The following is a 25,683-nucleotide window of genomic DNA, read 5'->3' on the forward strand; positions in this document are numbered from 1 at the left end:
GAGGTCCTCTCGTTCGTACTGCGAACACTGTACCATCCATCAACAATTGACATCATCAACTGTAGTTGATGTCATTTATCGAACACGCGGACACGAGCAGTCGGGAGTTCCCATGGACCTCAGCAACAAAGTCGCGATCGTCACCGGCAGTGGCCAGGGGCTCGGCCTGGCCTACGCGCAGCAGCTGGCCCGCTGTGGCGCCTCGGTGGTGGTCAACGACATCAACGCCGAGACCGCCCAGGCCGCCGTCGCCTCGATCAGCGCCGAAGGCGGCAAGGCCCACGCCGTCGCCGGCGTCGTGGGCAGCGCCGAAACCGCCCAGGCCCTGGTGGACGGCGCGGTCGAGGCGTTCGGACGGCTCGACATCCTCGTGACCAACGCCGGCATCCTGCGCGACAAGGTCGTGTGGAAGATGAGCGACGAGGACTTCGACCAGGTCCTCGACGTCCACATGCGAGGGACCTTCACCTGCGTACGTGCCGCGGTGATCAGGATGCGAGAACAGGGCGAGGGTGGCCGCATCATCTGCATCGGCTCACCGGCCGGCCAACGCGGCAACTTCGGGCAGACCAACTACTCCGGCGCCAAGGCCGGCATCGTGGGCATGGTTCGCACCTGGGCGATGGAACTCCGGCGCGCGGACATCACCGCCAACGCGGTCGTGCCGGTCGCGGCCACCGCGATGACCGAAACCGTGCCGTTCCTCAAGCCCTACGTCGAGGCGATGCGGGGTGGCGAGGAACTGCCCGCCTTCGCCCGACGCGAACTCGGCTTCGGCGGCCCACAGGACGCGACCGGCATCGTGGCCTACCTCGCCGGCGACGAGGCCGCCGAGATCACCGGACAGGCCGTGGCTGTCGGTGGGGATCGCCTGGCGCTGTGGTCGCACCCGGACATGACCGTCACCGCCTACCACGACGGCGGCTGGGACCCCGACGCGATCGCCGCGGAATGGCCGACCACCTTCGCCGAGCACCTCGAATCCGTCGGCGAGAAGCTCCCCGAGGAGGCGACAACACGATGAGCCGCTACAGCTACGGCATCGACGTCGAAGCCATCACCGCGCTCGACGTCCACACCCACGTCGAGATCGACGGCTGCGGACACAAATCCCTGGACGACGACCTGATCGCGGCCTCGGAGAAATACTTCAAGTCCGGCCAGGAACGCACCCCCGGGATCGAATCCATGGCCGAGTACTACCGCGAGCGCAACATGGCCGCGATCGTGTTCACCGTCGACGCCGGCTCCGCCACCGGCCACCCGGTCAACTCCGTCGAGGAGATCGCCGAGAAGGCGGCCCGGCACAACGATGTGCTCATCCCGTTCGGCTCCGTCGATCCCTGGCAGGGCAGAACCGCCGTCAACCGGATACGCACGTTGGTCGACGAGTACGGGGTCAAGGGATTCAAGTTCCACCCCAGCTTGCAGGGATTCGAACCCAACAACCGCGACTTCTACCCGCTCTACGAGGCGCTCACCGAGTGCGGTGTGCCCGCCCTGTTCCACACGGGGCAGACCGGCATCGGTGCCGGCCTGCCCGGCGGGCACGGCATCAAACTGCGCTATTCCGACCCGATGCTGCTCGACGACGTCGCGGCCGACTTTCCCGAGCTGACCATCATCATGGCCCACCCCTCGGTGCCCTGGCAGGACGCCGCCATCTCCAGCGCCTCGCACAAACCCAACGTGTACATCGACCTGTCCGGCTGGTCACCGAAGTACTTCCCGCCGCAGCTGGTGCAGGCCGCCAACTCGATTCTGCGGCACAAGGTCCTGTTCGGCTCGGACTTTCCCGTCATCCAACCCGACCGCTGGATGCGCGACTTCGACAAGCTGGAGATCCGCGACGAAGTCCGCCCGCTGATCTTCAAGGACAACGCGCTGAAGATCCTGGGCCTGCTGTAGCGCAACCGTCCCGTCTTTTCATCCCCTCACACAAGGAGGAACCGTGTCCGTCGACGCCGCCACGACCACCACGACCGTGGAGACCCTCGCCGATCTCCGGGCATTCGAAGGCAGGCCGCTGGGAACCAGTTCCTGGCTGCCCATCGAACAGCAGCGCATCAACACCTTTGCCGACGCCACCGACGACCACCAGTGGATCCACACCGACCCCGAACGCGCCGAGGCCGAAAGCCCGTTCGGTGGTCCCATCGCCCACGGCTACCTCACCCTGTCGCTGATCATTCCCATGTGGGAGGAAGTTCTCACCGTCAACAGCGTGAGCACGAAGGTCAACTACGGTCTCAACAAGGTCCGATTCGTCAACCCCGTGCCCGCGGGCGGTCGGGTGCGCCTGAACGCCACCCTCGGTAAGTACGAGGACCTGCCGAAGGGCGGTGTCCAGCTCACCGTCGACGCGGCCATCGAACTCGAAGGCAGCGAGCGCCCCGCCTGCGCAGTGGAAGCCATCTACCGCATGTTCGAGTGAGACCCGTGAAATTCAGGGGCAGGGATCGCGGTGCCGAGCCGGGCTCGGCATGGATCGGTTGCCTTCGGGCCACGAGGCGGGCCATCCGGCCAGCTCTCCAGCGCCCGGAGCACGGCTTCCGGCACCGCGTCCTCGGCCGAGGAGAAAACCGCGCCGCGCCGGACCAGCACCCCGGTCACCGTGGAACCAGCTCCCGCAGCAACGACGTGTCCATGCGGTCACTCGGCGGTCTCGGCGAACGGACCGTCGGTCACCGGTGGCGTCCTGCGCCGTCGTAGCGCACGAACGTGCCCTCCGGCGCCAGCGCCTGGGCGTCGACGACCTCTTCGTCGTGGCGGCCCTTCGTCAACGCGTGTGCCCCTGGGACGGAGCCGGCATCTCATTCTCGACACCGCGGCCACATTCTTCGGATTTTCTTCCCGCAGGGTTTCCGGCGCGGGCCGGACCGCTCAGCGAGTCAGGACCGTCTCGCCGGAGATGCGGGACAGCTTCTCGGGATTACGCACCCCGTACAGTCCGGTGACCAGGCCGTCGTCGATACGCAGGGCCACGACGGTGTCGACCTCGTCGCCGCGCCGCAGCACCAGTGCAGGGTGGCCGTTGACGCGCGCCGGGGCGAGCGTGCCGATCTCGGGTAGGTGCCACAGGCCGGACGCCAACAGCCTGCCCACCTTGGCCGCACCCACGACGGGCTTCGGCGCGGCCTGCGCCAGTCCGCCGCCGTCGCCGATGAGCACGACGTCGGGAGCCAGGACGTCGAACAGGCCCTGCAGGTCGCCCGTGTCGACCGCGCGGCGGAACGCCTCGAGCGCCCGCTGCGCCTCGTCCGAGGCGGCCGCACTCCGCGGCCTGCGCGCGCTCACGTGCCCGCGCGCCCGGTGGGCGAGCTGCCGAACCGCCGCCGGACTCTTGCCGACCGCCTCGGCGATCTCCTCGTAGCCGACGGCGAACACCTCCCGCAGCACGAACACGGCCCGTTCGGTCGGCGACAGCGTCTCCAGCACCAGCAGCATCGCCATCGACACGCTCTCGGCCAGCTCCACGTCCTCGGCCACGTCGGCCGCCGTGGCCAGCGGTTCGGGCAGCCACGCACCGACGTAGGACTCCTTGCGCCTGCCGAGCGTGCGCATCCGCGTGAGCGCCAGCCGGGTCGTGATCCGCACCAGGTACGCCCGCCGGTCACGTACCCGCGCCAGGTCGACGCCCGTCCACTTCAGCCACGTCTCCTGCAGGACGTCCTCGGCGTCGGCCGCCGAGCCGAGCATCTCGTAGGCGACCGTGAACAGCAGATTCCGGTGCGCCACGAACACCTCGGTGGCCGTGTCGGCGTCCCGCGCGGACGCATGTGGCGTGGCAGTCATGGGTCTCCCTTCGGCGGTGACACCCCTACGACGCCGTCGACCGCCGAGTTGTGACGGCCCCGGGGCACCGATCGGCCACGACCGCGCATCCCGACGGCATCCCGGGTGGAACCGGCACGCGACAACGGCCGCGGTTGTCACACGTCGCGCGCCGTCGGCGTCTTCTGCTCGTCCCACGACAACGCGTTACAGCGACGTCCCACGACAACGAGGAGGACCATCGCTATGGAAACCCGATTCGACATGTTCGGCAACGAACTGGCGCTCGCATTCGCCAAGCGGTTCGCCAATGCCGGCGCCGTCATCACCGCGTCACCGCTGCCGACCTCGGTCCAGGAACTCGTCTCGCTGCGTGCCAGCCAGATCAACGGCTGCGGCTGGTGCGTCGACATGCACACCAAGGAGGCCGCGGCCCACGGCGAGAGCGCGCTGCGGCTCAACCTCGTCGCGGTCTGGCGGGAGAGCACGGTGTTCACCGAGGCCGAGCAGGCGGCGCTCGCCTTCGCCGAAGAGGGGACGCGGCTGGCCGACGGCCACCAGGGAGTGTCCGACGAGACGTGGGCCGCGGTGCGCGAACACTACGACGACGACGAGACGGCGGCGCTCGTCGCGCTCGTGAGCCTGGTCAACGCGGCCAACCGCATGGCCGTGCTCGTCCACCAGCGGGGCGGGTCCTACCAGCCCGGCATGTTCGAGGCCGCCCTGTCGGGACAGTCGTGACGTAACGGCCGTGCGGGGCACTCGCGAGCACCCCGCACGGCCGCGGAGTCGTGGCTCTCGCCTCCGGGCACAGGGTAGCGGTCAGACGACGCCTGCGCGGATCTCGTCGTAGATCCGGCGAGGATCGGCTGCCAGCGAAGCCTTGACGTGTGCGCTCCAGTCGTCGGCGAGCACCTCGACCGAGCCCGCCTCGACGCCGTCCAGGCCCGCACCGGCGACCACGGCCGGGTCACCCTTGGGGCCGTCGTAGGCGGCGCTGAAGTCGGTGTCGACGGCGCCCAGGTGCAGACCGGTCACCAGCGTGCCCTGGTCGGCGAGCTCGGTGCGCACCCCGTTCGTCAATGCCCACTGGGCGGCTTTGGCCGCGTGGTAACCGTTCGTGCCCGGGTAGGGATGCCAGGACTGCGCGGACAACACGTTGAGGATCGCGCCGCCTCCACCCGCCGAGAGCGCCGGGACGAAGGCACGCACGACGGCCAGCGTGCCCCAGAAGTTCGTCTCCATCTCCGCACGGACGGCTGCCGGGTCGGAGGTGACGAGGCTCGTGAAGTTGCTGAGCCCGGCGTTGTTCACCACGAGCGTCACGTCGGTCGCCGCGGCGGCCGCGGCCCGGACCGCCTCGTCGTCGGTGACGTCCAGTTGCAGCGGAACGACGCCGGGCAGGTCGATCGTCTCGGGCCGCCGGGCCGTCGCGTACACGCGTGCCGCGCCGCGTTCGAGGAGCTGCAGGGCGAAATGGCGGCCCAGCCCTCGGTTCGCCCCGGTGACGAGCGCGACGGCACCCTCAATGCGCAGGCCGGAAACCGGGGCGATGGGTCCGACGGATTCGGTGTTCGATGTCATGTCACGTACGCTAAAACCTCACGTGGACGTGAGGTGCAAGTCTCGCGCCGGGATGTCGAGAGAAAGGAAGCCGTGCGCATCGGAGAGATCGCCCGGCGATCGGGAGTCAGCGCCCGCGCGCTGCGGTACTACGAAGAACAGGCACTGCTCGTCCCCGGCCGCAGCCCCGGAGGGCAGCGCGAGTACACCGAGGACGCCGTCCAACGGGTTCGGGCCATACAACAGCTCTATGCCGCAGGCCTGCCCAGCCGCCGCATTGCCGAACTGCTCCCGTGCATGGACACCGACACCACTACCGACCATCAACGAGCGATGCTCAGGGCCGAACGCGACCGCATCCGCGCGCAGATCGACGAGCTCACCGCCACGCTCGCCCGCCTCGACGAACTCGTCGATGCCGCCGACCGCCGCGGACCGTGAATGCCGACAGGGTGGGCTCGCGCGCCCGAGCGAGGCGGATCACCCCGCCTCGACGCGGCCGTGCGTCAGGGCGGCCAGCGCGTCGGCGAGCTTCCGGTGCTGACGCGTCACCAGCGGGCCGTACTGCACCGCCTTGGACTTGATGCCGATCTCCACCCGCGTGCCGGTGTGCTCGGGCGTCACCAGGACCGGGTAGAAAAAGCCCCAGGTGGCCGCCGATATTCGTGAGTCGAGCAGTACCAGGCCCCGCCCGGGGTCGGTGTCCACGACGGAGAACCCGTCCGGACAGTGCTGTGTGATCCAGCCGTAGACCTGCTGCGGCGGCGCGCCGGTGCGCACGCCCTGCCGGCGCTTGGTCATCGGCACCGTCGCGATCGAGCCCTTCCGCTTGATCGCGAACAGTGCCAGCACGGTGACCGCGATGAGAACGCCGGCCAGGGCGAACAGGAGGGTGGCGGTATTCATGCGCCGGATTGTGCCTCGCCGGACCCGGCTCGGGCGCAGGAACCGCGATATCGACCCGCGCGGGTGATGACGCCCCGCTCAGGCGGGCACGCGTTCGGCTCGGCAGACGAACGCCGTGGGCCTGCGCCCGATCCGGGTGAGCACGACACTCGCCTCGCCCGATCCGGACGGTTTCAACCTGCGACGCAGCGTGTTCGGGTCGACGTCCAGCCCGCGCACCAGGATCTCCACCCTGCCGACGTCGTGGCGCCGCAGCGTCGAACGCAGTTCCTTCTCGCTGTAGCGGCCGTACTCCAGCACCCGGAACGCGCGTACCCCGGGTGGCGGCGCGTCGCCCGTGAGGTAGGCGATGCGCTCGTCCAGCTGCCACAGACCGTGCCGCACGCCGTAGTGGCGCACCAGCCCGGCCCGGACGACGGCACCGTCCGGGTCGACGATCCACTCTCCGGGCTCCCCGACCCCGGCCTCGTCCGGCTCCTCGTCGGTGATCGTCCATTGTGTACCGCCGGACCCGGCCTCTCCGTTCCGCAGCACCGTGGCGCGCCTGCGGGTCGTGGCGAGGCCCTCGCTCCACAGACACGATTCGCGCACCTGCCCGTCAAGGGAGACGACTTCCACTTCCCGCGCCCACGGAACGATCGACGGGTCCAGTCCCGGCGCGCATTTCACGACCAGGTCGCGGCCGTCGTAAGCGGTGGCCAGTTCGTCCAACGCGGGCACGAAATCGGCCGGTTTCCACGTGCGGCGCCCCGACGAGTCCCGGCGTGCGGGGTCGGCGACCGCCACGGCGTCCCGGGTGACCGGTGCGAGCGCATCGGCGCGCACCAGTCCGGGCGACACTCCGGCAGCCGCAGTGTTGTGCCGGGCCATGGCGAGGCGGGTTTCGTCGAGGTCGGAACCCACACACCGCGCCGCAGTCCGTGCCAGCGCCGCGAGGTCCGCCCCGATCGAGCACGTCACGTCGTGCACGTCGCGGCCCGCGAGCCGCTCCGCACGACTACGCGCCACGGGCGAGGCGCTCGCCTGTTGCAGCGCGTCGGACGTCATCAACCAGGAATCCGACTCGTCCAGTTTGGACGTCGCTTTTCGGCGTAGCAGAACGGTTTCCAGCACCGCGGCATAACGGTCACCCACGAGACGACGGGCCGCCGTCACGTCGGCCAACCAACTCGCGTCGGTCAGCGTCAGCCCGTCACAGGCCGCGATCGCCTTCTCACCCTCGGCCGAGACCAGGAAGGCGACGTCGTCGGGCGAGAAGGCGTACGGCAACGGTTCCGGTGCTCCAGGGAGGCGGGTCGGTTACAGCTCGACGGGCTCGGGCGGCTTGGTGCCCGTGATCATCACGTTGTAGAACAGCTCACGCGGCAGCACCTTCGACAGCAGCTTCTTGTCCACAGCCGACAGTCGCAGCCACAGCTTGTAGGCGAACAGGCGCCACCTGAGCGTGAGCTTTTCGTCCGGCACCGCGGCCTCGAACGTCCGGATCGGCCAGCCCGCCAGCGCGGCACTGAACTCGTCGGTGACCGCCCGTACGTCGACCGCCCCTGCCGCCAGCGACAGCCGCTCCAGTTCGGACGGGTCGAACGTGTGCAGATCGACCACGGCCTCGAGTGCCGCCGCACGCGAGGACTCGTCCAGTTCCTCCTGCCCGCGCCGCCATCCGCTCAGTGCGGGCAGCTTGGTGAGGTTCGTCGTGAGCCACCACGTCAGCTGGCCGAGCTTGCGAGCGTAGAGATCACCGACCTTGGTCGGCTCACCCGCGAACACGAACCGCCCGCCCGGCTTGAGTACGCGCAGCACCTCACGCAGCGACGCCTCGACGTCCGGGATGTGGTGCAACACGGCGTGCCCGATCACGAGGTCGAAACTGTCGTCCTCGTACGGGATCCGTTCGGCGTCCGCGACCCGGCCGTCGACGTCGAGCCCGAGCTGCTCGGCGTTGCGCAGCGCGACCTCGACCATGCCCGGCGACAGATCCGTCACCGAGCCCTTCTTGATCACCCCGCCCTGCATGAGGTTCAGCAGGAAGAAGCCGGTGCCGCTGCCCAGCTCCATCGCCGTCGGGTACGGCCCGTCCTCCTCGCCCGCCACGGCGGTGAACACGTCGGTCGCGTACTCGATGCAGCGCTCGTCGTACGAGATCGACCACTTCTCGTCGTACGTGCCTGCCTCCCAGTCGTGGTACAGCACGTTGGCCAGTTTCGGGTCCTCGTACGCGGCCTGCACCTCGTCGGCACTCGCGTGCGGGTTCGGCGCGGGGGCGAGGCTTTCCGTCCGGTCGGACACGCGCGTCACTTCCCCCGGAACTCGGCCTTGCCCGGGCCGTGCTCGAGGAACGACTCCATGCCCACCGTCTGATCCTCGGTGGCCCACAGCGCCGTGAACAGCTGCGTCTCCAGCTTCAGCGCATTGCGCAGGTCCAGGTCCTGACCACCGTCGATCGCGGCCTTGGCCGCCTTCAGTGCCATCGCGGGGCCGCCTGCGAACTGCGCGGCCCACTTGTGCGCCGCGGCGTAGACCTCGTCCGGCGCGACGACCTCGTCGACCAGGCCGATCGCCAGGGCCTCCTCCGCCTTGACGAACCGTCCGGTGTAGACCATGTCCTTGGCCTTGCTCGGGCCCACAAGGCGGGTCAGGCGCTGCGTGCCGCCCGCCCCCGGGATGATGCCGAGCTGGATCTCGGGCTGGCCGACCTTCACGTTGTCGCCGACGATCCGGCGGTCGGCGGTCATGGCCAGCTCCAGACCGCCGCCGAGCGCGTAGCCGGTGACGGCCGCGACGGTCGGCTTCGGCAGCTCGGCGATCGCGGCCAGCGACGTCTGCAGCTCGGCACCGAACTTGTTGATCTCGACGTAGGACTTGGCCGACATCTCCTTGATGTCGGCACCGCCCGCGAACGTCTTCTCGCCGCCGTAGAGGATCACCGCACGGATGTCGTCCCGGTCGGCCGCCTCCTCCGCGGCCTCGGCGAGCTCGCGCTGCAGCTGGTTGTTCAGCGCGTTGACCGGCGGCCGGTCCAGCCTGATGGTGCCGACGCCTGCCTCGACCTCGAGTCGTACGAACTCGCCCACGACTTCCTCCTTGAACGCTTGCCCGACGTGCCTGCGACCGGAAGCTACCGGCCGGTAATGAGTTTACCTGCGCCGTGCGAAGAAGCGATCACCCGAGCGCTCCAGCACGAGATCCTGGCCGAACGTAGCCGACAGATTCTCCGCCGTCAGCACGTCGTCGAGCAGGCCCGCCGCGACCGTACGGCCCTCGGCCAGCAGCAGGGCGTGGGTGAAACCGGGCGGGATCTCCTCGACGTGATGGGTGACCAGCGCCATGGCGGGCGCATCCGGGTCGAGCGCCAGCTCCGAGAGCCGCGCCACCAGGTCTTCCCGCCCACCGAGGTCCAGGCCCGCGGCCGGTTCGTCGAGCAGCAACAGCTCCGGATCGGTCATCTGCGCGCGGGCGATGAGGGTGCGCTTGCGCTCCCCCTCGGAGAGCGTGCCGTACTCGCGCGTGGCCAGGTGGGCGATACCGAGCGCGGCGAGCAGCTCGTCGGCGCGCTCGGTGTCCAGCTCGTCGTAGCGCTCCCGCCAGCGGCCCATCACCGCGTACCCGGCGCTGACCACGACGTCCCGCACCTTCTCCTCGGCCGGAACGCGCGAGTTGACGGCCGCCGACGTGAAACCGATCCGCGGGCGCAGCTCGAACACGTCGGTGCGGCCGAGCCGCTCCCCCAGCACGTGCACGGCGCCTGCCGTCGGATGAAGCTCCGCAGCCGCCAGCTTGAGCAGCGTGGTCTTGCCTGCACCGTTGGGGCCGAGGATCACCCAGCGTTCGTCGAGTTCCACCGACCAGTCGAAATCGGCGAGCAGCTTGCTGCCGCCCCGCCGGACCTCGACGCCCGAGGCGTGGACCACCAGATCCTCGAGGTTGTCCGGTTCGCCGGTGCGTGAATCGTCCCGTGGAGTGTCGTGCGCCGCGTTCACGGGGACATTCTCACCGACCGCCTACGCGCGCCCGCGCGTGGGCCCGCATCACGCCGCCGTGCCCAATCCGTGGACTCACGCCACGATGACCTTGCCGAGCTCGGCCGGGCTCGCCAGCAGCCGGTGCCGCGGCAGCACCCGCACCGTGTAGCCGAGTGCGCCCGCGTGCGGCAACCGCAGCCCGGCCTCGAACACGCCGCGCTCGGCCGGCTCCATCGCCACGTGCACACCGTCGGCGAGATCGTCGGTGTCGCCGACCCGGCCGACCACGGCCTCCACCTCGACGTCGGCGGCGTCCAGGCCGGCCAGATCGACCTGGGCGCGCACCCGCACATCCCCGCCCACCACGAGCGTCTCCACCCCGTCGGCGACCAGCTCGGTGTCGACGACGCGCACCCGCGGCCACGCCTCCTCCAGACGGGTGCGGTAGTCGTGGAACGCGCGCGAGCCGGCGTAGCCGTCAGCGGTGGCCTCCGCGACCGTCGCGGCCGCGGGAAGGTAGTAGGACTCGACGTACTCCCGCACCATGCGCGAGGCCTGCACGCTGGAACCGAGGGTGCGCAGCGTGTGCCACACGCGTGAGATCCACCCCTTCGGCACCCCGTGGGAATCCCGGTCGTAGAACAGCGGTGCGATCTGCTGGCCGAGCAGGTCGTACAGCGCCGCGGCCTCGAGGTCGTCCCGCTGCAGCGGGTCGGTGACGCCGTCGGCCGTCGGGATCGCCCAGCCGTTGCTGCCGTCGTAGAACTCGTCCCACCAGCCGTCACGGATGGACAGGTTCAGGCACCCGTTGAGCGCGGCCTTCATCCCGGACGTGCCGCACGCCTCGAGGGGACGCATCGGCGTGTTCAGCCAGACGTCGCAGCCGCGATAGAGGTAACGGGCCATCTGCATGCCGTAATCGGGCAGGAACACGATGCGCCTGCGCACCTCGGGATCGTCGTCGATGAACCGTACGATCTGCTGGATGAGCGCCTTGCCGCCCTCGTCCGCCGGGTGCGACTTGCCCGCCACGACGATCTGGATCGGCCGGTGCTCGTCGAGCAACAGCGCACGCAGCCGCTCCGGATCGCGCAACATCAGCGTCAACCGCTTGTACGTCGGCACCCGCCGGGCGAAACCGACCGTGAGCACGTCCGGGTCGAAGATCTGCTCCGTCCAGCCCAGTTCGAGCGCCGAGGCGCCGCGCTGCAGCCACGCCTCCCGCGCGCACCGCCGCACCTCGCCGACCAGATTCGACCGCAGTTCGCGCCGCAGCGCCCACAGTTGCTCGTCGGTGACGTCCGCGGCGATACGGGTGCCGTCGCCCTCGCCCTCGTGGCCCCACTCCTCGTCGTTGCCGCCGAGCAGCGCCGTCATCTCGCGCGCCACCCACGTCGGGCCGTGCACCCCGTTGGTGACCGAGCGGACGGGCACCTCGTCGACGTCGAACCCCGGCCACAACCCGGCGAACATCCGCCGCGACACACGTCCGTGCAGCGCCGAGACGCCGTTGGCACGCTGGGCCAGCCGCAGGCCCATGTGTGCCATGTTGAACATGCCGGGGTTGTCCTCGGCACCGAGCGCGAGGACCCGCCGCGGGTCGACGTGCGGCAGCAGCGCGCCGTCGCCGAAGTAGTGCTCCACCAGATCGGCGGGGAACCGGTCGATGCCCGCTGGTACCGGCGTGTGCGTGGTGAACACCGTGCCCGCGCGGACCGCCGACAACGCCTCGTCGAAGCCGAGCCCGTCGCTGCCGAGGATCTCGTTGGCGCGTTCCAGGCCGAGGAAGCCGGCGTGCCCCTCGTTGGTGTGGAACACCTCCGGCTGCGGATGTCCCGTGAGCTCGCAGTACCGCCGCACCGCGCGCATGCCGCCGATGCCGGCGAGGATCTCCTGGCGGATGCGGTGGTCGGCGTCACCGCCGTAGAGGCGGTCGGTGATCCGCCGCAGGTCGTCGTCGTTGCCCTCGACGTCGGTGTCGAGCAACAACAGCACCGCCCGGCCGACGCTCGCCTTCCACAACTGGGCGTGCAGCTCCCGACCACCGGGCATCGCGACGCTCACCAGCGCGGGCTGCCCCGAGTCCTCGGTGACCGGTTCGAGGGGCAGGCCGTCGGGATCGATCACCGGGTAGTGCTCGACCTGCCAGCCGTCGAGCGAGAGCGACTGGCGGAAGTACCCGGCGCGGTACAGCGGGCCGACGCCGATGATCGGCACGCCCAGATCGGAGGCCGCCTTGAGATGATCCCCCGCCAGCACGCCCAGTCCGCCGGAGTAGTTCGGCAACGCCTCGTGGACGCCGAACTCCATCGAGAAGTAGGCCACGGCCGACGGCACGCGATCGTGGTCGGCGGCCAGCCGCTGGTACCAGCGCGGTTCGGTCAGGTATCGGTGCAGTCCGTCCACGGCCTCGCGCGTGCGTTCCAGGAACGCCTCGTCGCGGGCCAGCTCCTCGAGCCGGGCCGCGGGCATCTCGGTGAGCATGCGCAGCGGGTCGCGGATCCGCCGGAACAGCGTGTCGTCCATCGACGCGAACAGGTCACGCGTGGGCGGATGCCAGGTCCAGCGCAGGTTCGTGGCCAGCGCAGTGAGCCCGGCCAGCTGGTCCGGGATGTGCGCGTGCACGGTGAAGCGGCGGACTGCTCTCATGCTGCGATTCAACCTACTGGATCACGCGCGCGCTGCACGGGGGCCGGGATCGGCGGCATTCGGGGCCCTCGATACCCGGATCGTCGCGTACCGGACACGGGTACTCAGTAAGGTGCAGCCCCATGAGGACAGGGGGGCGCCCGGGACGCGTCAAGGCAGCACGACTCATCGCCGGATCGGCCGTCGTGGCACTGGCCGCGACAGGCTGCGCGGGTGAGCAGGTCACCGGTGAACTGCAGACCGTCGGAGACGTCGCCGGACTGCCGGTCACGCACTTCGAGAGCGGACTCAAGGACGACGCGCCGAAACCGGACGTGCAGGCGGACGGCGCGACCGACGTCATCGAGGACCGGCTGGCGCTGGCCTCGATCGCCGACGTGACCGACTACTGGGACGAGCAGATGCCGGAGCACTTCGGCGAGAAGTTCGCCCGCGTCGACAAACTCATGTCGTACGACCCGGAGGACGAGGCGCAGGACGTCTGCGGGACCAGCACGCGGGACATGGCGCTCAACGCCTTCTACTGCCCCAAGGACGACCTGGTCGCCTGGGACCGCGGAGTCCTGCTGCCGCTGCTGCGCAACAAGTTCGGCAACATGGCCATATCCGCGGTGCTGGCCCACGAGTTCGGGCACGCGGTCCAGACCCGGCTCGGGGACAAGGCCGGGATCGACGACGGCACGGGGACGATCGTCAAGGAGCAGCAGGCCGACTGCGTCACCGGCTCGTACATGCGCTGGATCGCCGAGGACGAGAGCACGTACTTCGAGCTGTCGACATCGGACGGCGTGAACGAGGTGCTCGGTGCGCTGTTCCTGATCCGCGACGCACCGGGCGCGCACGCCAACGAGCGGGGGGCGCACGGTTCCGGATTCGACCGGACCTACGCGGTGCAGCTCGGCTTCGAAGAGGGCGCGAAGCGGTGCGCGGAGATCGATCAGGACGAGGTCGACGAGCGCATCACCGAGGTGCCGTTCAAGAACGAGACCGACCAGGCGCAGCAGGGCCAGGCGCCCATCACCGGCGGCACGATGGTGCACGTCCAGCGCAGCCTGGACTCGGCCTTCTCCGCCACCGGCGTCGACCCCCCGCAGATCGTCGAAGGCGACGGCACCTGTGAGCAGGGCAGGTCCACGCCGCCGGTGTCGTACTGCGAGCAGGACAACGAGGTCAACATCGACCTGGCCACGCTCGAGAAGATCGGGCAGCCCGCCGACCAGGTGGGCGAGCTGACCGGCGACAAGTCACCCGACGCGGGGCTCGGCGACTTCGCCGTGTTCTCCGAGGTGGCGTCCCGGTACGTGCAGGGGATCCAGCTGGGCGTGGGCGCGCCGACCGAGGGCGGTCAGGCGGGACTGCGCACGGCCTGTCTCGTGGGCGCATGGGCCAAGTTCGCCAACAACCCCGACAGCGGCTCGACGCTGTACCTGTCCCCCGGCGACCTGGACGAAGCGATCGCCGAGCTGCTCCAGCCGCGCAGCCTGCTGGCCGCCGACATCCTCGGGCACCGGGTCGCCAACGGTTTCGCTCGTATCGAGGCCCTGCGCAACGGCTACCTCGACGGCTCGTCGGTCTGCACGGAGACCTACACGTAGCGCCCGGGACCGGTGCGACGACTCGACACCGGGCCGGTTCCCGGCTCGCGGATCATTCGGGCGGCAGCAGCGGGCCCGCGTCCCAGCGTTCGAAGACGAGGTTCGTGTGAACCAGCGCGACCTCGGGACGATCGGTGAACTCGTCGAGCACCAACCGCTGGAGATCGTGCGGGTTCTCGGCCGCCACGTGCACGAGGAAGTCGTCGGGCCCGCTGACGTGGTAGAGCTCCTGCGTCTCCGGTAGCGCGAGCACGTGCTGGACGAACGGGTCGACCAACGGCCGCCGGTGCGGCTGGACCCGGATGTACAGCAGTGCCTGCAGCGGCCGCCCGATCTTCTCGGCGTCGACCCGGACGCTGTAGCCGAGGATGACTCCCGCCTCACGCAGTCGGTTGACCCGGTCCAGGCAGGTCGACGGCGCGATGCCCACCGCGGCGGCGAGGTCCTTGTTCGGGATCCGGGAATCGTTCTGCAACGCCGCGAGTATGCGCACGTCGACCGAATCCAGTTCGGCGTTCTTACTCATGCGAGGAACTGTAGCCGGAGTGTGTGGATCCTTGCCGACGTCACACCGATGCTGCGGGATGTCCGTCCCACCGACGCGGGAGTCCCCATGCCGCAGCACCTGTCCGTGTTCCTCGCGACCACGCTGCTGATGCTCGTCGTCCCCGGTCCCGACTTCGTCCTCGTCACCCGCAACACCGCCACCGGAGGAGCGCGCCGCGGCCACGCCACCACGGTCGGCATCTGCGGCGGGCTCGTGCTGCTGACGCTCCTCGCAGCGGCCGGGGTCACCGCAGCGGCCACGGACCCGGCCGTGCTGCTGACGCTCCGGATCTGCGGCGGCGGGTACCTCGTCTGGCTCGGGGTGTCCTTCGCCCTGTCCGCACGTTCCCGGAGCGCCGATACCGCCGACGCCGGGGCGCACGGCCGCACCGGGTCACCGGTGCTGCAGGGATTCGCCTGCAACGTCGTCAACCCGAAGGCACTGATCTTCTATCTGACGTTCCTGCCGCAGTTCGTGCGCGTGGAGGGCTCGGTGCCGGTGCAGACGCTGGTGCTCGGCGGCCTGGTGATCGGGTGCGCCGCGCTGTGGTGGACGCTCTACGTGACGGCGCTCGGCTCGCTCGGCGCGATACTGGCCCGGCCGCGCGTGCGCCTGGGGCTCGACCTCGGCGCAAGCCTGGCGCTCTGCGCGCTGGGTGCGACGACACTGGTCGACGCGATCGCGTGAGAGCACGACGAGGCCGGGGCACGTGTCACCCGGCCCCGACGTGCGCCGTGCCGTCGTGTGCGGGGCCGTCGTGTGCGGGGCCGTCGTGTGCGGGGCCGTGTCGGCACGGCGTCACGACGGTCCCGCCGAGCGGCGTCAGAACAGGGCGCTGGCGAGGTCGCGGCGGGCCTTGCCGATCCGCTCGTCGGCCGGGTCGAACAGCTCGAACAAGCCGACGAGATGCTCGCGGACCCGGTCGCGGTCCGGCCCTGCGGTACGGCGGATCGCGTCAATGAGGCGGGCGAACGCGGCCTCGACCTGCTGCTGGGCCACCTCCTGATCGGCGGCGGCGAGCTGAGCGTCGAGGTCGGACGGATCGGCATCGGCGGTGGCGACCGCCGACGGATCGGATTCCGCGGCGCGGGCGGCGAACCGCACCTGGTTCAGCGCGGCCTTGGCCTGCTCGTTGGCCGGTTCGGCGTCGAGGATCCGCTGATAGGCGGCCTCGGCGGCGGCGAGATCGCCGCGGGCGAACGCGTCCTCGGCAGCGGTGAACCGCTCGTCCTCCGGTTCCTCCGCGGGTTCCGCGGTCGCGCCCTCCTCCGCGGCGCGGATGCCGGGCAGCTTGTCGCGCAGCGCGTCCAGCAGCTTGTTCAGCCACTGCTTGATCTCGGCCTCGGACAGCGCGCCGGAGAAGGCGTCGACGGGCTGGCCGCCCGCGATCGCCACGACCGTGGGGATCGACTGCACACCGAACAGCTGCGAGATCCGCGGGTTGGCGTCGACGTCGACCTTGGCGAGCGTCCACGCGCCGCCCGACTCACCTGCGAGCTTCTCGAGCAACGGACTGAGCTGCTTACACGGCTGGCACCATTCGGCCCACAGATCGACCACGACGAGCGTCTGCATCGAACGTTCGACGATCTCGGACTGGAACGACGACTCCGTCACATCGATCACGGCACCGCCGGAACCACCACCGGCACCCGTGGACTGCGGTGGCGCCTCGCCACTCGCCGCGGACGGGCCGGCTTGCGGCTGTTTCGCGGCCTCGGCGCGCTGCTTCAAACCGGACAGGTCGACCGCTCCGGAGAGCGCCGCCGGGACCCCTGAAGTGTTGCGTGGCTGTGTCACGGTTCCATCCTGGCACGGACTGACGGGAGCTGGGTTACTGGTGGAATTCTAACGAAGCCGCAGCTCCGCACGGTCGCGCGGAGGCGGGTGCGGCGAGCGTGGCGGGTGTGGCTGCTCAGTCGTCGCGCAGGTGCGATTCCACGCGGTCGATCTTGGCATCGAGCTGGCCGGTGTACCCGGGACGGATGTCGGCCTTGATCACCAGGCCGACCCGTGCGGCGTTCTCCCCCGCGGCATCGGTCGCGCGCTTGACGACGTCCATCACCTCGTCCCACTCCCCCTCGATCTCGGTGAACATCGAACCGGTGCGGTGCGGCAGCCCGGATTCGCGCACGACCCGGACGGCGGCCGCGACGGCCTCGCTCACCCCGCCGTCCGACTCGGCGGTTCCGGCGGGGCTGACGCTGAAGGCGACGATCATGCCTCCACGGTACCGGCCGTCACCGGCCGTGATCCGCTCGTCGCACGGTCATGTCCCGGTCGGCACGGGGCGTCGTCACTCGTTCCCGCGGGTCACGGGGAACGACGAGGAGCGACCGACTCGGGGCGCATCCCCGGCAGGTCCGTCCACGCTGCTAACTTCGGACGCCATGAACCGTCCGTTGCCGTTCGACCCGATCGCCCGCGCGGCGCGACTGTGGGAGGACCGCATCGGGCCCTCCGACACGATGGCGGCCGTCACCGGTGTGATGCGGGTACAGCAGATCGTGCAATCGGCGGTCGACGGTGCGCTGAAGCCGCACGGGCTGACGTTCGCCCGTTACGAGGCGCTGGTCCTGCTCACCTTCGCCCGCCACGGCGCACTGCCGATGCGGGTGATGGGCGAACGGCTGCAGCTGCACCCGACGAGCGTCACCAACATCGTCGATCGGCTGGAGTCCGGCGGGCTGGTCACCCGGCAGCCGCATCCGACGGATCGGCGCACGACACTGGTCGAGATCACCGACGACGGCCGCAACCGCCACGCAGTGGCGACGACGGCCGTCACCGATATCGACTTCGGACTCGACGGCCTGACCGAACGGCAGACGCAGCAGCTCACCGAGTTGCTGACCAAGGTGCGCAAAGCGGCGGGCGACTTCACGGAGTGAGCCGCCCGCCGATGCGGGCACCGGCCACGGCCGTCACGACACGGCCGTGACGGCACAGCGATCCATCACGACACAGCGATCCATCACGAAACAGTGGTCACAGAACAGCCGCGGTCACGAACCAGCCGTGGTCACGGCACAGTCGTGGTCACGGGAGAGTGAACGGGCTCAGACGCCGACCGGTTCCCGGCGGAACAGCGCCGTGCCGCCCCGTTCGGCGTGCTGCGGGCCGTCGAGCTTGCCGCGGCGCAGCGCCCACGTCTCGAACCACCAGGTGAACAGCGGCGGGATGCTCGCCAGCAACGCGGTGACGGTGGTGCCGACGCTCCATCCCAGCGACTTCGCGACGCCCAGCGTCACGACGAGGTACACCACGAACATCGCACCGTGCACGGCGCCCAGGACGGGCACGCCGCCCTCGCCGAGCTCGACGGCGTACTTCAGGAACATGCCGATCAACAAGCCGGCCCAGGACAGGGCTTCGGCCACGGCGATCACGCGGAACAAGACAGCAGCCTTGTTCGACAACGGTTCCTCCTCTGCTCGGGATTGTGCCGCCACGGACGGGCGGCCACGTCACTTGCTGTATACGCCAACGCCGCCCGCGACGCGCAACATGCCCGTGCGTTCCGTGACGGTACTCACGAACATCGGCGTGACCTGGTGAGACGGGGACGACACGTAACCGTGCGGTGCGAATTGTCACCGCTTCGGGCGTGCTGCTCCCGCGGGGCGTTTCCCGGCCGAACCGGCATGGGACGGCGCAATCGTTCCGGCGCCGGACGGCGAAGTCGTTCCGGCCACGAACGGTGCGGTGAGAACGACTGCGGCGCCAGGAGGCCGGAGCCGATTCGGCTCGTTGTCGGAGCCGTTGATGGGAGCCGATAACCGTGTGACGATACGACCATGACTCAGCGTCAAACACCGCCGTTCCGCGCGGACCACGTCGGCAGCCTGTTGCGCCCGGCCGTACTCCACGAGGCGCGCAGGCAGGCCGCACAGGGCGCCATCACGGCCGAACAGCTGCGAGCCGCCGAGGACGAGGCGATCCGCGGGGTCGTCGACATGCAGCGCAAGGTCGGTCTGCGCTCGGCCACCGACGGCGAGTTCCGCCGTTCGTCGTGGCACATGGACTTCATCTACCAGCTCGACGGCATCTCGACGAGCGACGAGAAGCTGCACGTGACGTTCCGCAACGCCGACGGCGAACTCGAATTCAGCCCGTCGGGCCTGAAGGTCGACGGCAAGGTCGGTCTCCGACACACGATCTTCGGCGACCACTTCGACTTCCTACAGTCCACTGTAGACACCGGGGTCATGCCGAAACTCACGATCCCGTCGCCGAGCATGGTCTACTACCGCGGCGGCAGGGCGGCCGTCGACCTCGGCGTCTACCCGGATCTCGACGACTTCTTCGCCGACCTCGGGGCCGCGTACGCCGCGCAGGTCGCGGCCGTCGGCGAACGCGGGTGCCGGTACCTGCAGCTCGACGACACGAGCCTCGCCTATCTCAACGACCCGAACCAGCGCGAGTTCGTCGCCGAGATGGGCTTCGACCCCGAGACGCTCCACCTGCGCAACATCCGGACGATGAACGCCGCGATCGCGGCCAAGCCCGACGGCATGGCGATCACCACGCACCTGTGCCGCGGCAATTACCGTTCGTCCTGGGCCGCCGAGGGCAGCTACGACTTCGTCGCGGAGGCACTGTTCAACGAGCTCGACGTGGACGGTTACTTCCTCGAATTCGACGACGAACGCTCCGGCGGGTTCGAACCGCTGCGTCACGTCCCCAAGGACAAGTACGTCGTACTCGGCCTGGTCACCACGAAACGCGGTGAGCTGGAGACCGTGGACGGGCTGCGGCGGCGCATCGACGAGGCCTCCCGGTACATCGACGTCGACCAGCTGTGCCTGTCCCCGCAGTGCGGCTTCTCCTCCACCGAGGAGGGCAACGACATCACCGAGGATGAGCAGATCCGCAAACTCGAGCTGATCGTCGAGACGGCCGCGAAGGTCTGGGGCTGACGCCTGCGGCGTGCCGCCGGGACCGCCGCAGGCGACGAGTCCCCGGGCACGCAGGACACGTGGTCACCACATGACGAGGTCTTCGAGCAGGTCGGGCAGCAGGACGACACCGAACCCGAGCACGGCGCAGGGCACGACGGCACCGGCGACCCGTGCGGCCTGGCGCGCCGACGGAATGCCGAGCCACGCGATCACGCCGATCGCCGCACCCGAGACGGCCAACAGCGCCACATCGTCGTCGTCGAACTGGCGCACGAGATCGCCGAGCACGAGCCCGATCGCACCCGCACACGCGAGTGAACCCCACCAGCTCTCGACCCCGATGTGGCGCAGGACGAACGCCAGCACCAGCCCCGCCGCGAGCGCCAGCACGAACCACGTCACCAGGCGCATGAGTGGCGGCGGATAGAAACCCCCGTACAGCACCACGTAGAACACCGAGCGGAAACCGTAGAACGAGAACACCGCCGCGAGCAGCAGCGCCGCCACGCGCACGTACGCGTCCGCCAGTGTGCGCCGACGGGCGACCGCCACGGCCAGCACCACCCAGACCGTGAAGGTGTGGGCCAGCGAACGCAGGACGTCGTCGTAGTAGCACCAGGCGACGAACGCACCGGCCAGCAAGCCGCTCACAACCGGGACCACGCTTGCGCGCAGTGCCCCGCCCGCGACGGATTCGCCGCGCGTCGTCTCCGACATCCCACCGCCTGTCCTCGAATCCGGCATCACTGCCCGCGGCCGATCAGACCACGACCGACCGGAACACACGGGTCGCCACGCGCACCCCGCCCGACGTGCGCGTGGCCTACAGTGCGGAGCCGTGCCGGAACCACTCGAACCGATCGTCCTGCCAGCCAACCAGCCGCCGCAGTTCTACCGCGGTGGGGCCGCGATCGCCGCGCTACGCGGGGACGAGGCCCGGGAGTACGGCCCCGAGGACTGGATCGCCTCGACGACCACGCGGTTCGCGGGCGGTCCCGACGGGCTGACCCGCCTGCCCGACGGCCGGTGGCTGGCCGAGGCCGTCACCGCCGATCCCCGCGGCTGGCTCGGCGACGCGCACCTGCGGCGGTTCGGCGATTCGACGGCGCTGCTGGTGAAACTGCTCGACGCAGGCCAGCGGCTGCCGGTTCACTTCCACCCCGACGACCGGTTCGCCCGCTCCCACTTCGATTCGCACTTCGGCAAGACCGAGGCGTGGATCGTCGTCGGCACCTCCGGCGACGAGCCGACCGTCTACACCGGATTCCGGGAGACGACGCCTGCCGCGACGGTCCGGGACTGGGTGCGCGACCAGGACGCACCGTCGATGCTCGAGGCGCTCAACGCCGTCCCGGTCGCCGCCGGTGACACGGTCGTGATCCCGGCGGGCCTGCCGCACGCGATCGGCGGGGGCGTGTTCGTCGTCGAACTGCAACAGCCCACCGACTTCTCGCTCACGATGGAGTGGCGGGACTTCCTGGACTCGCCGGAGAAGGGCCACCTGGGCCTCGGCTTCGACACCGCGTTGCAGGTGCTGGACACCTCCGGGTGGGACGAGCAGCGCCTGGCCTCGATCATCCGGCGCAGCGGCGATCCCGCCGGTCCCACGCCCGCCGGTCACACGCCCGCCGACCACGCAGCATCCGACCCCGCGGTCGCCGAACTGCTCGCGCCGCTCGCCGACGGATTCTTCCGCGCCGATCGCCTGCGTCCCTCGGCTGCGCCCTCCTCCGCGGTCACGCTCACACCGGGATTCACCGTGCTCGTGGCGATCGACGGCGCGGGCACGCTGACGTCGGAGCGCGGCAGCACGCCGATCGTCCGCGGCGACACCGTCGTCGTGCCCTACGGCGCGGGCGCGCCGGAACTGTCCGGCGACGTCACCGTCCTGCGCTGCCGTCCGCCCGCCTGACCTGCGGGCGGCGGCCCCGGCGGGTGCTCAACGGCCTGCGTGCCTGCGCCGGCGCTCGGCCGACCGCGTGCGCGGGCGCAGGAACGCCGGGCCGCGGCCGGGGTGCGCGGCGGCGTGCCGGATGCGGCGTTCGCGCGACGGCGCACCGGTGACCCGGGTCGGCGTCGCGGACGTCCGCGACGGCCCGGCCGACGCCCTGCGGCTGCCACCGTGGCCGCGCCGCAGGCCGCCCGGCCACCACACGCGCATCCGGCGGACCGGGTACGCGGGGCGCTGGAAGGCGACGACCGCCGCCGCGACCAGGGGCACCAGCGCGGCCGCGGCGGCCGTGACCCAGGTCGTGGCGGTGGCCAGCGGATGCGCGAGCGTGATCAGCCCGACCACCACTGCGGGCGCCCCGGAACCGAGGTAGAACGCCACGTGCAGCGCCCCGGTGATCGCTCCCTTGCGTGCGACGGGCGCGACGGCGTCCACGGCCGCCGATGCACCGCCGTAGGCCAGGCCGTGCCCGGCACCGGCGATCACGGCGGCGACGAGCGTCACCACCGTCGACCCGCCCGCCGTGATCGCCAGCAACGCGAGGCTCGTCAACAGCGCGGCGAGCCCGAGGACCTGTGCCCGCCGGTCGCGCACCCTGCCCACGAGCGGCTGGGTCGCCACCGAGCACACCAGCACCAGGCCGAGGATCGCGCCCGTCACCGCCGGGTCGGTCTGCCCCGCGCGGTCCAGCAGCGTCGGGATGATCGCCAGGAACAGCCCCGCCACCGTCCAGGCGACGAAGCCCGCGGCCGCAGCCGAGGCGAACACCCTGCGCATGCCACGCGGGATCGCCGGCCGCGTGGGACGCCATCCCGCACGGCCCGAGGTGCCCACCGCCACGGCCATCCCGGGAGCGCTGCCGCCCAGGCCGGCCACCCGGCGCCAGCCGATCGCCACCAGTCCGAGGTGCAGCACGAACGGCAGGGTCTCCGGAGCAGGCGCGTACTGCGCGAGCAGTCCGCCGACGACCGGTCCCGCGGCGGTGCCGCCCACGAAGGCGATGCCGGCCAAGGCCGCGGGTGCGATCCGCCTGCCGCCGTGGAGGGAGGTCAGGGCGCTCGCCGCCGCCGTCGCCGCGCCCAGCGCGAGTCCTTGCGCCCCGCGGCCCACCAGCAGCCACGTGGTGTCGGTGGCGAACACGAAGCACGCCGAACCGGCCGCCGCGACGATCAGCGCCCCGCGCAGCACCGGCCGCGCACCGAGCGCGTCGGTCGCCTGCCCGAACAGCAGTAGCGCCGGAGCGCTGACCAGGGCGAACGTCGCGTACACCACGGTCATCGTCAGATCGTCGATGCCGAAGGTCTGCTGGTACGCCGGATACAGCGTGCTCGGCAGATAGGCACCGAAAGTCAGCACGACGAGCACGTAGGCACCGGTGCTCGCCGGAGTGGTGAGAAAGGGGAGACGACGAGGGGAGGCGAGACGTTCCAGCAGCAGCACAGGACCATGATGGCCGGATTTTCCTCTGAGGAGAATCAAACGATTTTCCTCAGGATCATGCAAAATGATTGCATGATCGATCCGAAGCTGCGGGTGCTCCAGCTCGTCGCCCAGCACGGCACCGTCACCGCGGCCGCGGCGGCCTCGCACTACACCCCGTCGGCCGTCTCCTACCAGCTGCGGCAGCTCGCCGAGGAGCTCGGCGTCCCGCTGCTCGAGGCGCAGGGCCGCGGGGTCCAGCTGACCACCGCGGCACGCACGGTGCTGCGGCACGTCGACGTGCTGTCGGCACAGGCCGAACGCGCCTACGCCGAGCTCGCCACACTCGCCGGCGAGCCCAGCGGACCGTTCACCGTGTGCGGCTTCTCGACGTCGGCCACCCACCTGCTGCCCCCGGTGGCCGCCACCCTGCGCGATCGGCACCCCCACGTCCGCATGCGCGTCATCGAGGCCGAGCCCGGCCGGTGCTTCGACCTGCTCCTGGCGGGCGATGCGGACCTGGCCCTGGTGATCAACACGGCCCACACGCCACCGACCGGCGACGACCGGTTCCACCAAGAGCCGCTGCTGGACGATCCGCTCGACCTGGTCGTACCCGCGGACCACCCGTTCACCACGCGGCGCCGCGTCACCCTGGCCGACGCCGCCGACCAGGACTGGATCCTCGGCCGTCCCGGCACCGCGTATCACGATCTGGTGCGCACCGCGTGCTCCGCGGCGGGCTTCTCCCCCAACATCGCGCACTACGCCGACGAATGGGACACCGGAGCTGCTCTCGTCGCGCGGCGCTTCGGTGTGATCCTCGTGCCCCGGCTGGCGCGGCTGCACGACGACCGGCCCGTGGCGCGCGTCCCCCTGTCCGGCGATCCCGCGCCCGCGCGCCGCGTGCTCGCCGCGACGCGCAGCGGTCACGCCGGGCATCCGCTCGTCACCGAGTCGCTCGAGGCGATCAACGACGTCGCGGCCGAGCTGTTGCCCACCGAAGCGCCGCAACCGCGGTGAGCGCGGACGGCTGCGGACACGGACCGGCGCCGGGAGCCGCGGGGCTCACCGGCGCCGGAGGTGGTGCGTGATGCGAGTTGTGGTGCGTGGTCGAGCGCCCTCGCCTACTTCGGCACGTTCAGCAACAGCGCGTCTCCCTGGCCGCCACCACCGCACAGCGAGGCCGCACCGAGACCGCCGCCGCGACGGCGCAGCTCGTGCACCAGGTGCACGGCCAGGCGAGCGCCGGAGGCACCGATCGGATGGCCGAGCGCGATCGCGCCGCCGTCCACGTTCACGATCTCCGGGTCGAGGCCGAGCTTGTCGGTCGAGACCAGGCCGACGGCGGCGAACGCCTCGTTGATCTCCACCAGGTCCAGCGCCGAAGCCTCGAGCCCGGCCTTGCCCAGTGCTGCGTTGACGGCGTTCGACGGCTGCTCGTGCAGGCTCGCGTCGGGGCCGGCGACGACACCGTGGGCACCGATCTCGGCCAGCGGGGTCAGGCCCAGCTTCTCGGCCATCTCCGGGCTCGCGACGACGACCGCGGCGGCACCGTCGGAGATCTGCGACGCGGTGCCGGCCGTGATCGTGCCGTCGGCGGCGAACGCCGGGCGCAGTTTGCCCAGCGACTCCGCGGTGGTGTCCCCGCGCACGCCCTCGTCGGTGTCGAACACGACCGCCTCGCCCTTACGCTGCGGCACCGCGACGGGTGCCAGCTCGGCGGCGAACCCGCCGTCGGCGATGGCCTTGGCCGCCCGCTGGTGCGACCGTGCGGCGAACTCGTCCTGCTGCTCGCGGGTCAGGCCGTAGCGCTCGTTGTACTTCTCCGTCGACACGCCCATCGCGACCTGGTCGAACGCGCAGTGCAGGCCGTCGAAGGCCATGTGATCGACCAGCGTCGCGTCGCCGTACTTGAACCCGGAGCGCGACTTCGGCAGCAGGTGCGGCGCCTGGGTCATCGACTCCTGGCCCCCGGCCACGATCAGGTCGAACTCGCCCGCCCGCACGAGCTGGTCGGCCAGCGCGACGGCGTCGAGACCGGACAGGCACACCTTGTTGATCGACAGCGCGGGCACGTCCATCGGGATGCCCGCGTCGACCGCCGCCTGCCGCGCCGGCATCTGCCCGGCGCCCGCGGTCAGCACCTGACCCATGATCGTGTACTGCACCTTCCCGGGCGCCACGCCTGCCTGTTCGAGCGCGGCCTTGATGGCGACGCCACCGAGCTGGGCACCCGAGAAGTCCTTCAACGAACCGAGCAAGCGGCCGATCGGCGTGCGGGCCGCCCCCAGGATCACGGAACCGGACACGTGTCTTCCTCCAAGCGTTGACGATGCTTCTCGGCGCCGACCCGACGGGTCTCGCGTGCACTGTGCACCCAGCGGCGCTTCGCCCGGAAACGATACCGGTCCCCGCG

At 70.5% G+C, this 25,683-nt stretch carries 26 protein-coding genes and 1 pseudogene; 11 read left to right on the forward strand and 16 right to left on the reverse strand.

Translation table 11 applies throughout. The features are described from left to right. The first annotated feature begins 112 nt into the window (after positions 1–112). Genes LY41_RS02220 through couM form a run of 3 tightly spaced genes read left to right on the forward strand, consistent with a single transcriptional unit; the run spans position 113 to position 2,434 of the window. Positions 113–1,024 (forward strand): SDR family NAD(P)-dependent oxidoreductase, encoded by a 912-nt coding sequence (locus LY41_RS02220; RefSeq protein ID WP_253862126.1) that lies wholly within the window; start codon positions 113–115, stop codon positions 1,022–1,024. After that, positions 1,021–1,908, forward strand: a complete 888-nt coding sequence (locus LY41_RS02225; RefSeq protein WP_253862127.1) for an amidohydrolase family protein — start codon at positions 1,021–1,023, stop codon at positions 1,906–1,908. The genes LY41_RS02220 and LY41_RS02225 overlap by 4 nt, the downstream gene beginning before the upstream one ends. A gap of 43 nt (positions 1,909–1,951) precedes the next feature. Then, positions 1,952–2,434 carry a p-hydroxycinnamoyl-CoA hydratase gene (gene couM, locus LY41_RS02230; protein ID WP_253862128.1) on the forward strand — a complete coding sequence of 161 codons (483 nt, stop codon included), beginning with the start codon at positions 1,952–1,954 and terminating at the stop codon, positions 2,432–2,434. Positions 2,435–2,655: 221 nt separating this feature from the next. Here the strand turns inward: couM and LY41_RS24155 are convergent. Both LY41_RS24155 and LY41_RS02240 read right to left on the reverse strand, forming a co-directional pair. Then, positions 2,656–2,759, reverse strand: a pseudogene (locus LY41_RS24155) (YciI family protein); the annotation flags it as partial. Positions 2,760–2,883: 124 nt separating this feature from the next. Next, on the reverse strand, positions 2,884–3,795 hold the full coding sequence (locus LY41_RS02240) for an RNA polymerase sigma-70 factor (RefSeq protein WP_253862129.1): 912 nt from the start codon (positions 3,793–3,795) through the stop codon (positions 2,884–2,886). Between the two features lie 225 nt (positions 3,796–4,020). Between LY41_RS02240 and LY41_RS02245 the strand changes: the two genes are divergently transcribed. Then, positions 4,021–4,515 carry a carboxymuconolactone decarboxylase family protein gene (locus tag LY41_RS02245; protein ID WP_253862130.1) on the forward strand — a complete coding sequence of 165 codons (495 nt, stop codon included), beginning with the start codon at positions 4,021–4,023 and terminating at the stop codon, positions 4,513–4,515. Between the two features lie 81 nt (positions 4,516–4,596). On the opposite strand, the gene LY41_RS02250 is transcribed toward LY41_RS02245, so the two are convergent. After that, positions 4,597–5,310 (reverse strand): SDR family oxidoreductase, encoded by a 714-nt coding sequence (locus LY41_RS02250; RefSeq protein WP_253862852.1) that lies wholly within the window; start codon positions 5,308–5,310, stop codon positions 4,597–4,599. A gap of 120 nt (positions 5,311–5,430) precedes the next feature. On the opposite strand from LY41_RS02250, the gene LY41_RS02255 reads away from it, so the two are divergent. After that, complete coding sequence (locus LY41_RS02255) at positions 5,431–5,778, forward strand: MerR family transcriptional regulator (RefSeq protein WP_253862131.1); 348 nt, start codon at positions 5,431–5,433, stop codon at positions 5,776–5,778. A gap of 39 nt (positions 5,779–5,817) precedes the next feature. Here LY41_RS02255 and LY41_RS02260 read toward each other — a convergent pair whose 3' ends face one another. From LY41_RS02260 to glgP, 6 genes are all read right to left on the reverse strand, one after another. Then, positions 5,818–6,243 carry a hypothetical protein gene (locus LY41_RS02260; protein WP_253862132.1) on the reverse strand — a complete coding sequence of 142 codons (426 nt, stop codon included), beginning with the start codon at positions 6,241–6,243 and terminating at the stop codon, positions 5,818–5,820. A gap of 78 nt (positions 6,244–6,321) precedes the next feature. Then, positions 6,322–7,512 (reverse strand): THUMP-like domain-containing protein, encoded by a 1,191-nt coding sequence (locus tag LY41_RS02265; protein WP_253862133.1) that lies wholly within the window; start codon positions 7,510–7,512, stop codon positions 6,322–6,324. Between the two features lie 30 nt (positions 7,513–7,542). Then, on the reverse strand, positions 7,543–8,538 hold the full coding sequence (locus LY41_RS02270; protein WP_253862134.1) for a class I SAM-dependent methyltransferase: 996 nt from the start codon (positions 8,536–8,538) through the stop codon (positions 7,543–7,545). After that, positions 8,535–9,314, reverse strand: a complete 780-nt coding sequence (locus LY41_RS02275; protein ID WP_253862135.1) for an enoyl-CoA hydratase/isomerase family protein — start codon at positions 9,312–9,314, stop codon at positions 8,535–8,537. The genes LY41_RS02270 and LY41_RS02275 overlap by 4 nt, the downstream gene beginning before the upstream one ends. A 63-nt stretch (positions 9,315–9,377) precedes the next feature. Beyond that, on the reverse strand, positions 9,378–10,220 hold the full coding sequence (locus tag LY41_RS02280) for an ABC transporter ATP-binding protein (protein WP_253862136.1): 843 nt from the start codon (positions 10,218–10,220) through the stop codon (positions 9,378–9,380). 75 nt (positions 10,221–10,295) lie between these two features. Then, entirely contained in the window at positions 10,296–12,851 is a 2,556-nt protein-coding gene (gene glgP / locus LY41_RS02285) for an alpha-glucan family phosphorylase (protein ID WP_253862137.1), read from the reverse strand. A gap of 122 nt (positions 12,852–12,973) precedes the next feature. On the opposite strand from glgP, the gene LY41_RS02290 reads away from it, so the two are divergent. Continuing rightward, entirely contained in the window at positions 12,974–14,446 is a 1,473-nt protein-coding gene (locus tag LY41_RS02290; protein ID WP_253862138.1) for a neutral zinc metallopeptidase, read from the forward strand. 52 nt (positions 14,447–14,498) lie between these two features. On the opposite strand, the gene LY41_RS02295 is transcribed toward LY41_RS02290, so the two are convergent. Then, complete coding sequence (locus LY41_RS02295; protein ID WP_253862139.1) at positions 14,499–14,972, reverse strand: Lrp/AsnC family transcriptional regulator; 474 nt, start codon at positions 14,970–14,972, stop codon at positions 14,499–14,501. Between the two features lie 87 nt (positions 14,973–15,059). Between LY41_RS02295 and LY41_RS02300 the strand changes: the two genes are divergently transcribed. After that, positions 15,060–15,680 carry a LysE family translocator gene (locus LY41_RS02300; RefSeq protein WP_253862140.1) on the forward strand — a complete coding sequence of 207 codons (621 nt, stop codon included), beginning with the start codon at positions 15,060–15,062 and terminating at the stop codon, positions 15,678–15,680. A 135-nt stretch (positions 15,681–15,815) separates the two neighbouring features. Here the strand turns inward: LY41_RS02300 and LY41_RS02305 are convergent, their stop codons facing one another. Then, positions 15,816–16,793, reverse strand: a complete 978-nt coding sequence (locus LY41_RS02305) for a tetratricopeptide repeat protein (RefSeq protein WP_253862141.1) — start codon at positions 16,791–16,793, stop codon at positions 15,816–15,818. A gap of 115 nt (positions 16,794–16,908) precedes the next feature. After that, positions 16,909–17,214, reverse strand: coding sequence for a thiamine-binding protein (locus LY41_RS02310; RefSeq protein WP_253862142.1), 306 nt, complete (start codon positions 17,212–17,214; stop codon positions 16,909–16,911). A 169-nt stretch (positions 17,215–17,383) separates the two neighbouring features. On the opposite strand from LY41_RS02310, the gene LY41_RS02315 reads away from it, so the two are divergent. Continuing rightward, complete coding sequence (locus LY41_RS02315; protein ID WP_253862143.1) at positions 17,384–17,884, forward strand: MarR family winged helix-turn-helix transcriptional regulator; 501 nt, start codon at positions 17,384–17,386, stop codon at positions 17,882–17,884. Between the two features lie 168 nt (positions 17,885–18,052). Here LY41_RS02315 and LY41_RS02320 read toward each other — a convergent pair whose 3' ends face one another. Beyond that, positions 18,053–18,412: a DUF3817 domain-containing protein gene (locus LY41_RS02320; protein WP_253862144.1), complete on the reverse strand. Its 360-nt coding sequence runs from the start codon at positions 18,410–18,412 to the stop codon at positions 18,053–18,055. 378 nt (positions 18,413–18,790) lie between these two features. Between LY41_RS02320 and LY41_RS02325 the strand changes: the two genes are divergently transcribed. Further along, on the forward strand, positions 18,791–19,912 hold the full coding sequence (locus tag LY41_RS02325) for a 5-methyltetrahydropteroyltriglutamate--homocysteine S-methyltransferase (protein ID WP_253862145.1): 1,122 nt from the start codon (positions 18,791–18,793) through the stop codon (positions 19,910–19,912). Between the two features lie 63 nt (positions 19,913–19,975). Here the strand turns inward: LY41_RS02325 and LY41_RS02330 are convergent, their stop codons facing one another. Continuing rightward, positions 19,976–20,611: a hypothetical protein gene (locus tag LY41_RS02330; RefSeq protein ID WP_253862146.1), complete on the reverse strand. Its 636-nt coding sequence runs from the start codon at positions 20,609–20,611 to the stop codon at positions 19,976–19,978. Between the two features lie 121 nt (positions 20,612–20,732). Between LY41_RS02330 and LY41_RS02335 the strand changes: the two genes are divergently transcribed. Then, the gene (locus tag LY41_RS02335) at positions 20,733–21,806 is read left to right on the forward strand and encodes a class I mannose-6-phosphate isomerase (protein WP_253862147.1); all 1,074 of its coding nucleotides are present in this window, start codon (positions 20,733–20,735) and stop codon (positions 21,804–21,806) included. Between the two features lie 27 nt (positions 21,807–21,833). On the opposite strand, the gene LY41_RS02340 is transcribed toward LY41_RS02335, so the two are convergent. Next, positions 21,834–23,285, reverse strand: coding sequence for an MFS transporter (locus LY41_RS02340; RefSeq protein ID WP_253862148.1), 1,452 nt, complete (start codon positions 23,283–23,285; stop codon positions 21,834–21,836). A 72-nt stretch (positions 23,286–23,357) separates the two neighbouring features. Here LY41_RS02340 and LY41_RS02345 point away from each other — a divergent pair, with 72 nt between their 5' ends. Continuing rightward, positions 23,358–24,287 (forward strand): LysR family transcriptional regulator, encoded by a 930-nt coding sequence (locus LY41_RS02345; protein WP_253862149.1) that lies wholly within the window; start codon positions 23,358–23,360, stop codon positions 24,285–24,287. A gap of 104 nt (positions 24,288–24,391) precedes the next feature. Here LY41_RS02345 and LY41_RS02350 read toward each other — a convergent pair whose 3' ends face one another. Then, entirely contained in the window at positions 24,392–25,576 is a 1,185-nt protein-coding gene (locus tag LY41_RS02350) for an acetyl-CoA C-acetyltransferase (RefSeq protein WP_253862150.1), read from the reverse strand. Positions 25,577–25,683: the final 107 nt, after the last annotated feature.

This window comes from Prauserella halophila (assembly GCF_024171895.1).
In the GTDB taxonomy this organism is placed as follows: Bacteria; Actinomycetota; Actinomycetes; order Mycobacteriales; family Pseudonocardiaceae; genus Prauserella; species Prauserella halophila.

What these genes read in the sequence shown, in the direction of transcription:
- LY41_RS02220 (WP_253862126.1), top strand. Translation starts at nt 113, where the DNA reads ATGGACCTCAGCAACAAAGTCGCGATCGTCACCGGCAGTGGCCAGGGG.
- LY41_RS02225 (WP_253862127.1), top strand. Translation starts at nt 1,021, where the DNA reads ATGAGCCGCTACAGCTACGGCATCGACGTCGAAGCCATCACCGCGCTC.
- LY41_RS02240 (WP_253862129.1), bottom strand. Translation starts at nt 3,795, where the DNA reads ATGACTGCCACGCCACATGCGTCCGCGCGGGACGCCGACACGGCCACC.
- LY41_RS02245 (WP_253862130.1), top strand. Translation starts at nt 4,021, where the DNA reads ATGGAAACCCGATTCGACATGTTCGGCAACGAACTGGCGCTCGCATTC.
- LY41_RS02260 (WP_253862132.1), bottom strand. Translation starts at nt 6,243, where the DNA reads ATGAATACCGCCACCCTCCTGTTCGCCCTGGCCGGCGTTCTCATCGCG.
- glgP (WP_253862137.1), bottom strand. Translation starts at nt 12,851, where the DNA reads ATGAGAGCAGTCCGCCGCTTCACCGTGCACGCGCACATCCCGGACCAG.
- LY41_RS02290 (WP_253862138.1), top strand. Translation starts at nt 12,974, where the DNA reads ATGAGGACAGGGGGGCGCCCGGGACGCGTCAAGGCAGCACGACTCATC.
- LY41_RS02295 (WP_253862139.1), bottom strand. Translation starts at nt 14,972, where the DNA reads ATGAGTAAGAACGCCGAACTGGATTCGGTCGACGTGCGCATACTCGCG.
- LY41_RS02300 (WP_253862140.1), top strand. Translation starts at nt 15,060, where the DNA reads ATGCCGCAGCACCTGTCCGTGTTCCTCGCGACCACGCTGCTGATGCTC.
- LY41_RS02310 (WP_253862142.1), bottom strand. Translation starts at nt 17,214, where the DNA reads ATGATCGTCGCCTTCAGCGTCAGCCCCGCCGGAACCGCCGAGTCGGAC.
- LY41_RS02315 (WP_253862143.1), top strand. Translation starts at nt 17,384, where the DNA reads ATGAACCGTCCGTTGCCGTTCGACCCGATCGCCCGCGCGGCGCGACTG.
- LY41_RS02325 (WP_253862145.1), top strand. Translation starts at nt 18,791, where the DNA reads ATGACTCAGCGTCAAACACCGCCGTTCCGCGCGGACCACGTCGGCAGC.
- LY41_RS02330 (WP_253862146.1), bottom strand. Translation starts at nt 20,611, where the DNA reads ATGTCGGAGACGACGCGCGGCGAATCCGTCGCGGGCGGGGCACTGCGC.
- LY41_RS02345 (WP_253862149.1), top strand. Translation starts at nt 23,358, where the DNA reads ATGATCGATCCGAAGCTGCGGGTGCTCCAGCTCGTCGCCCAGCACGGC.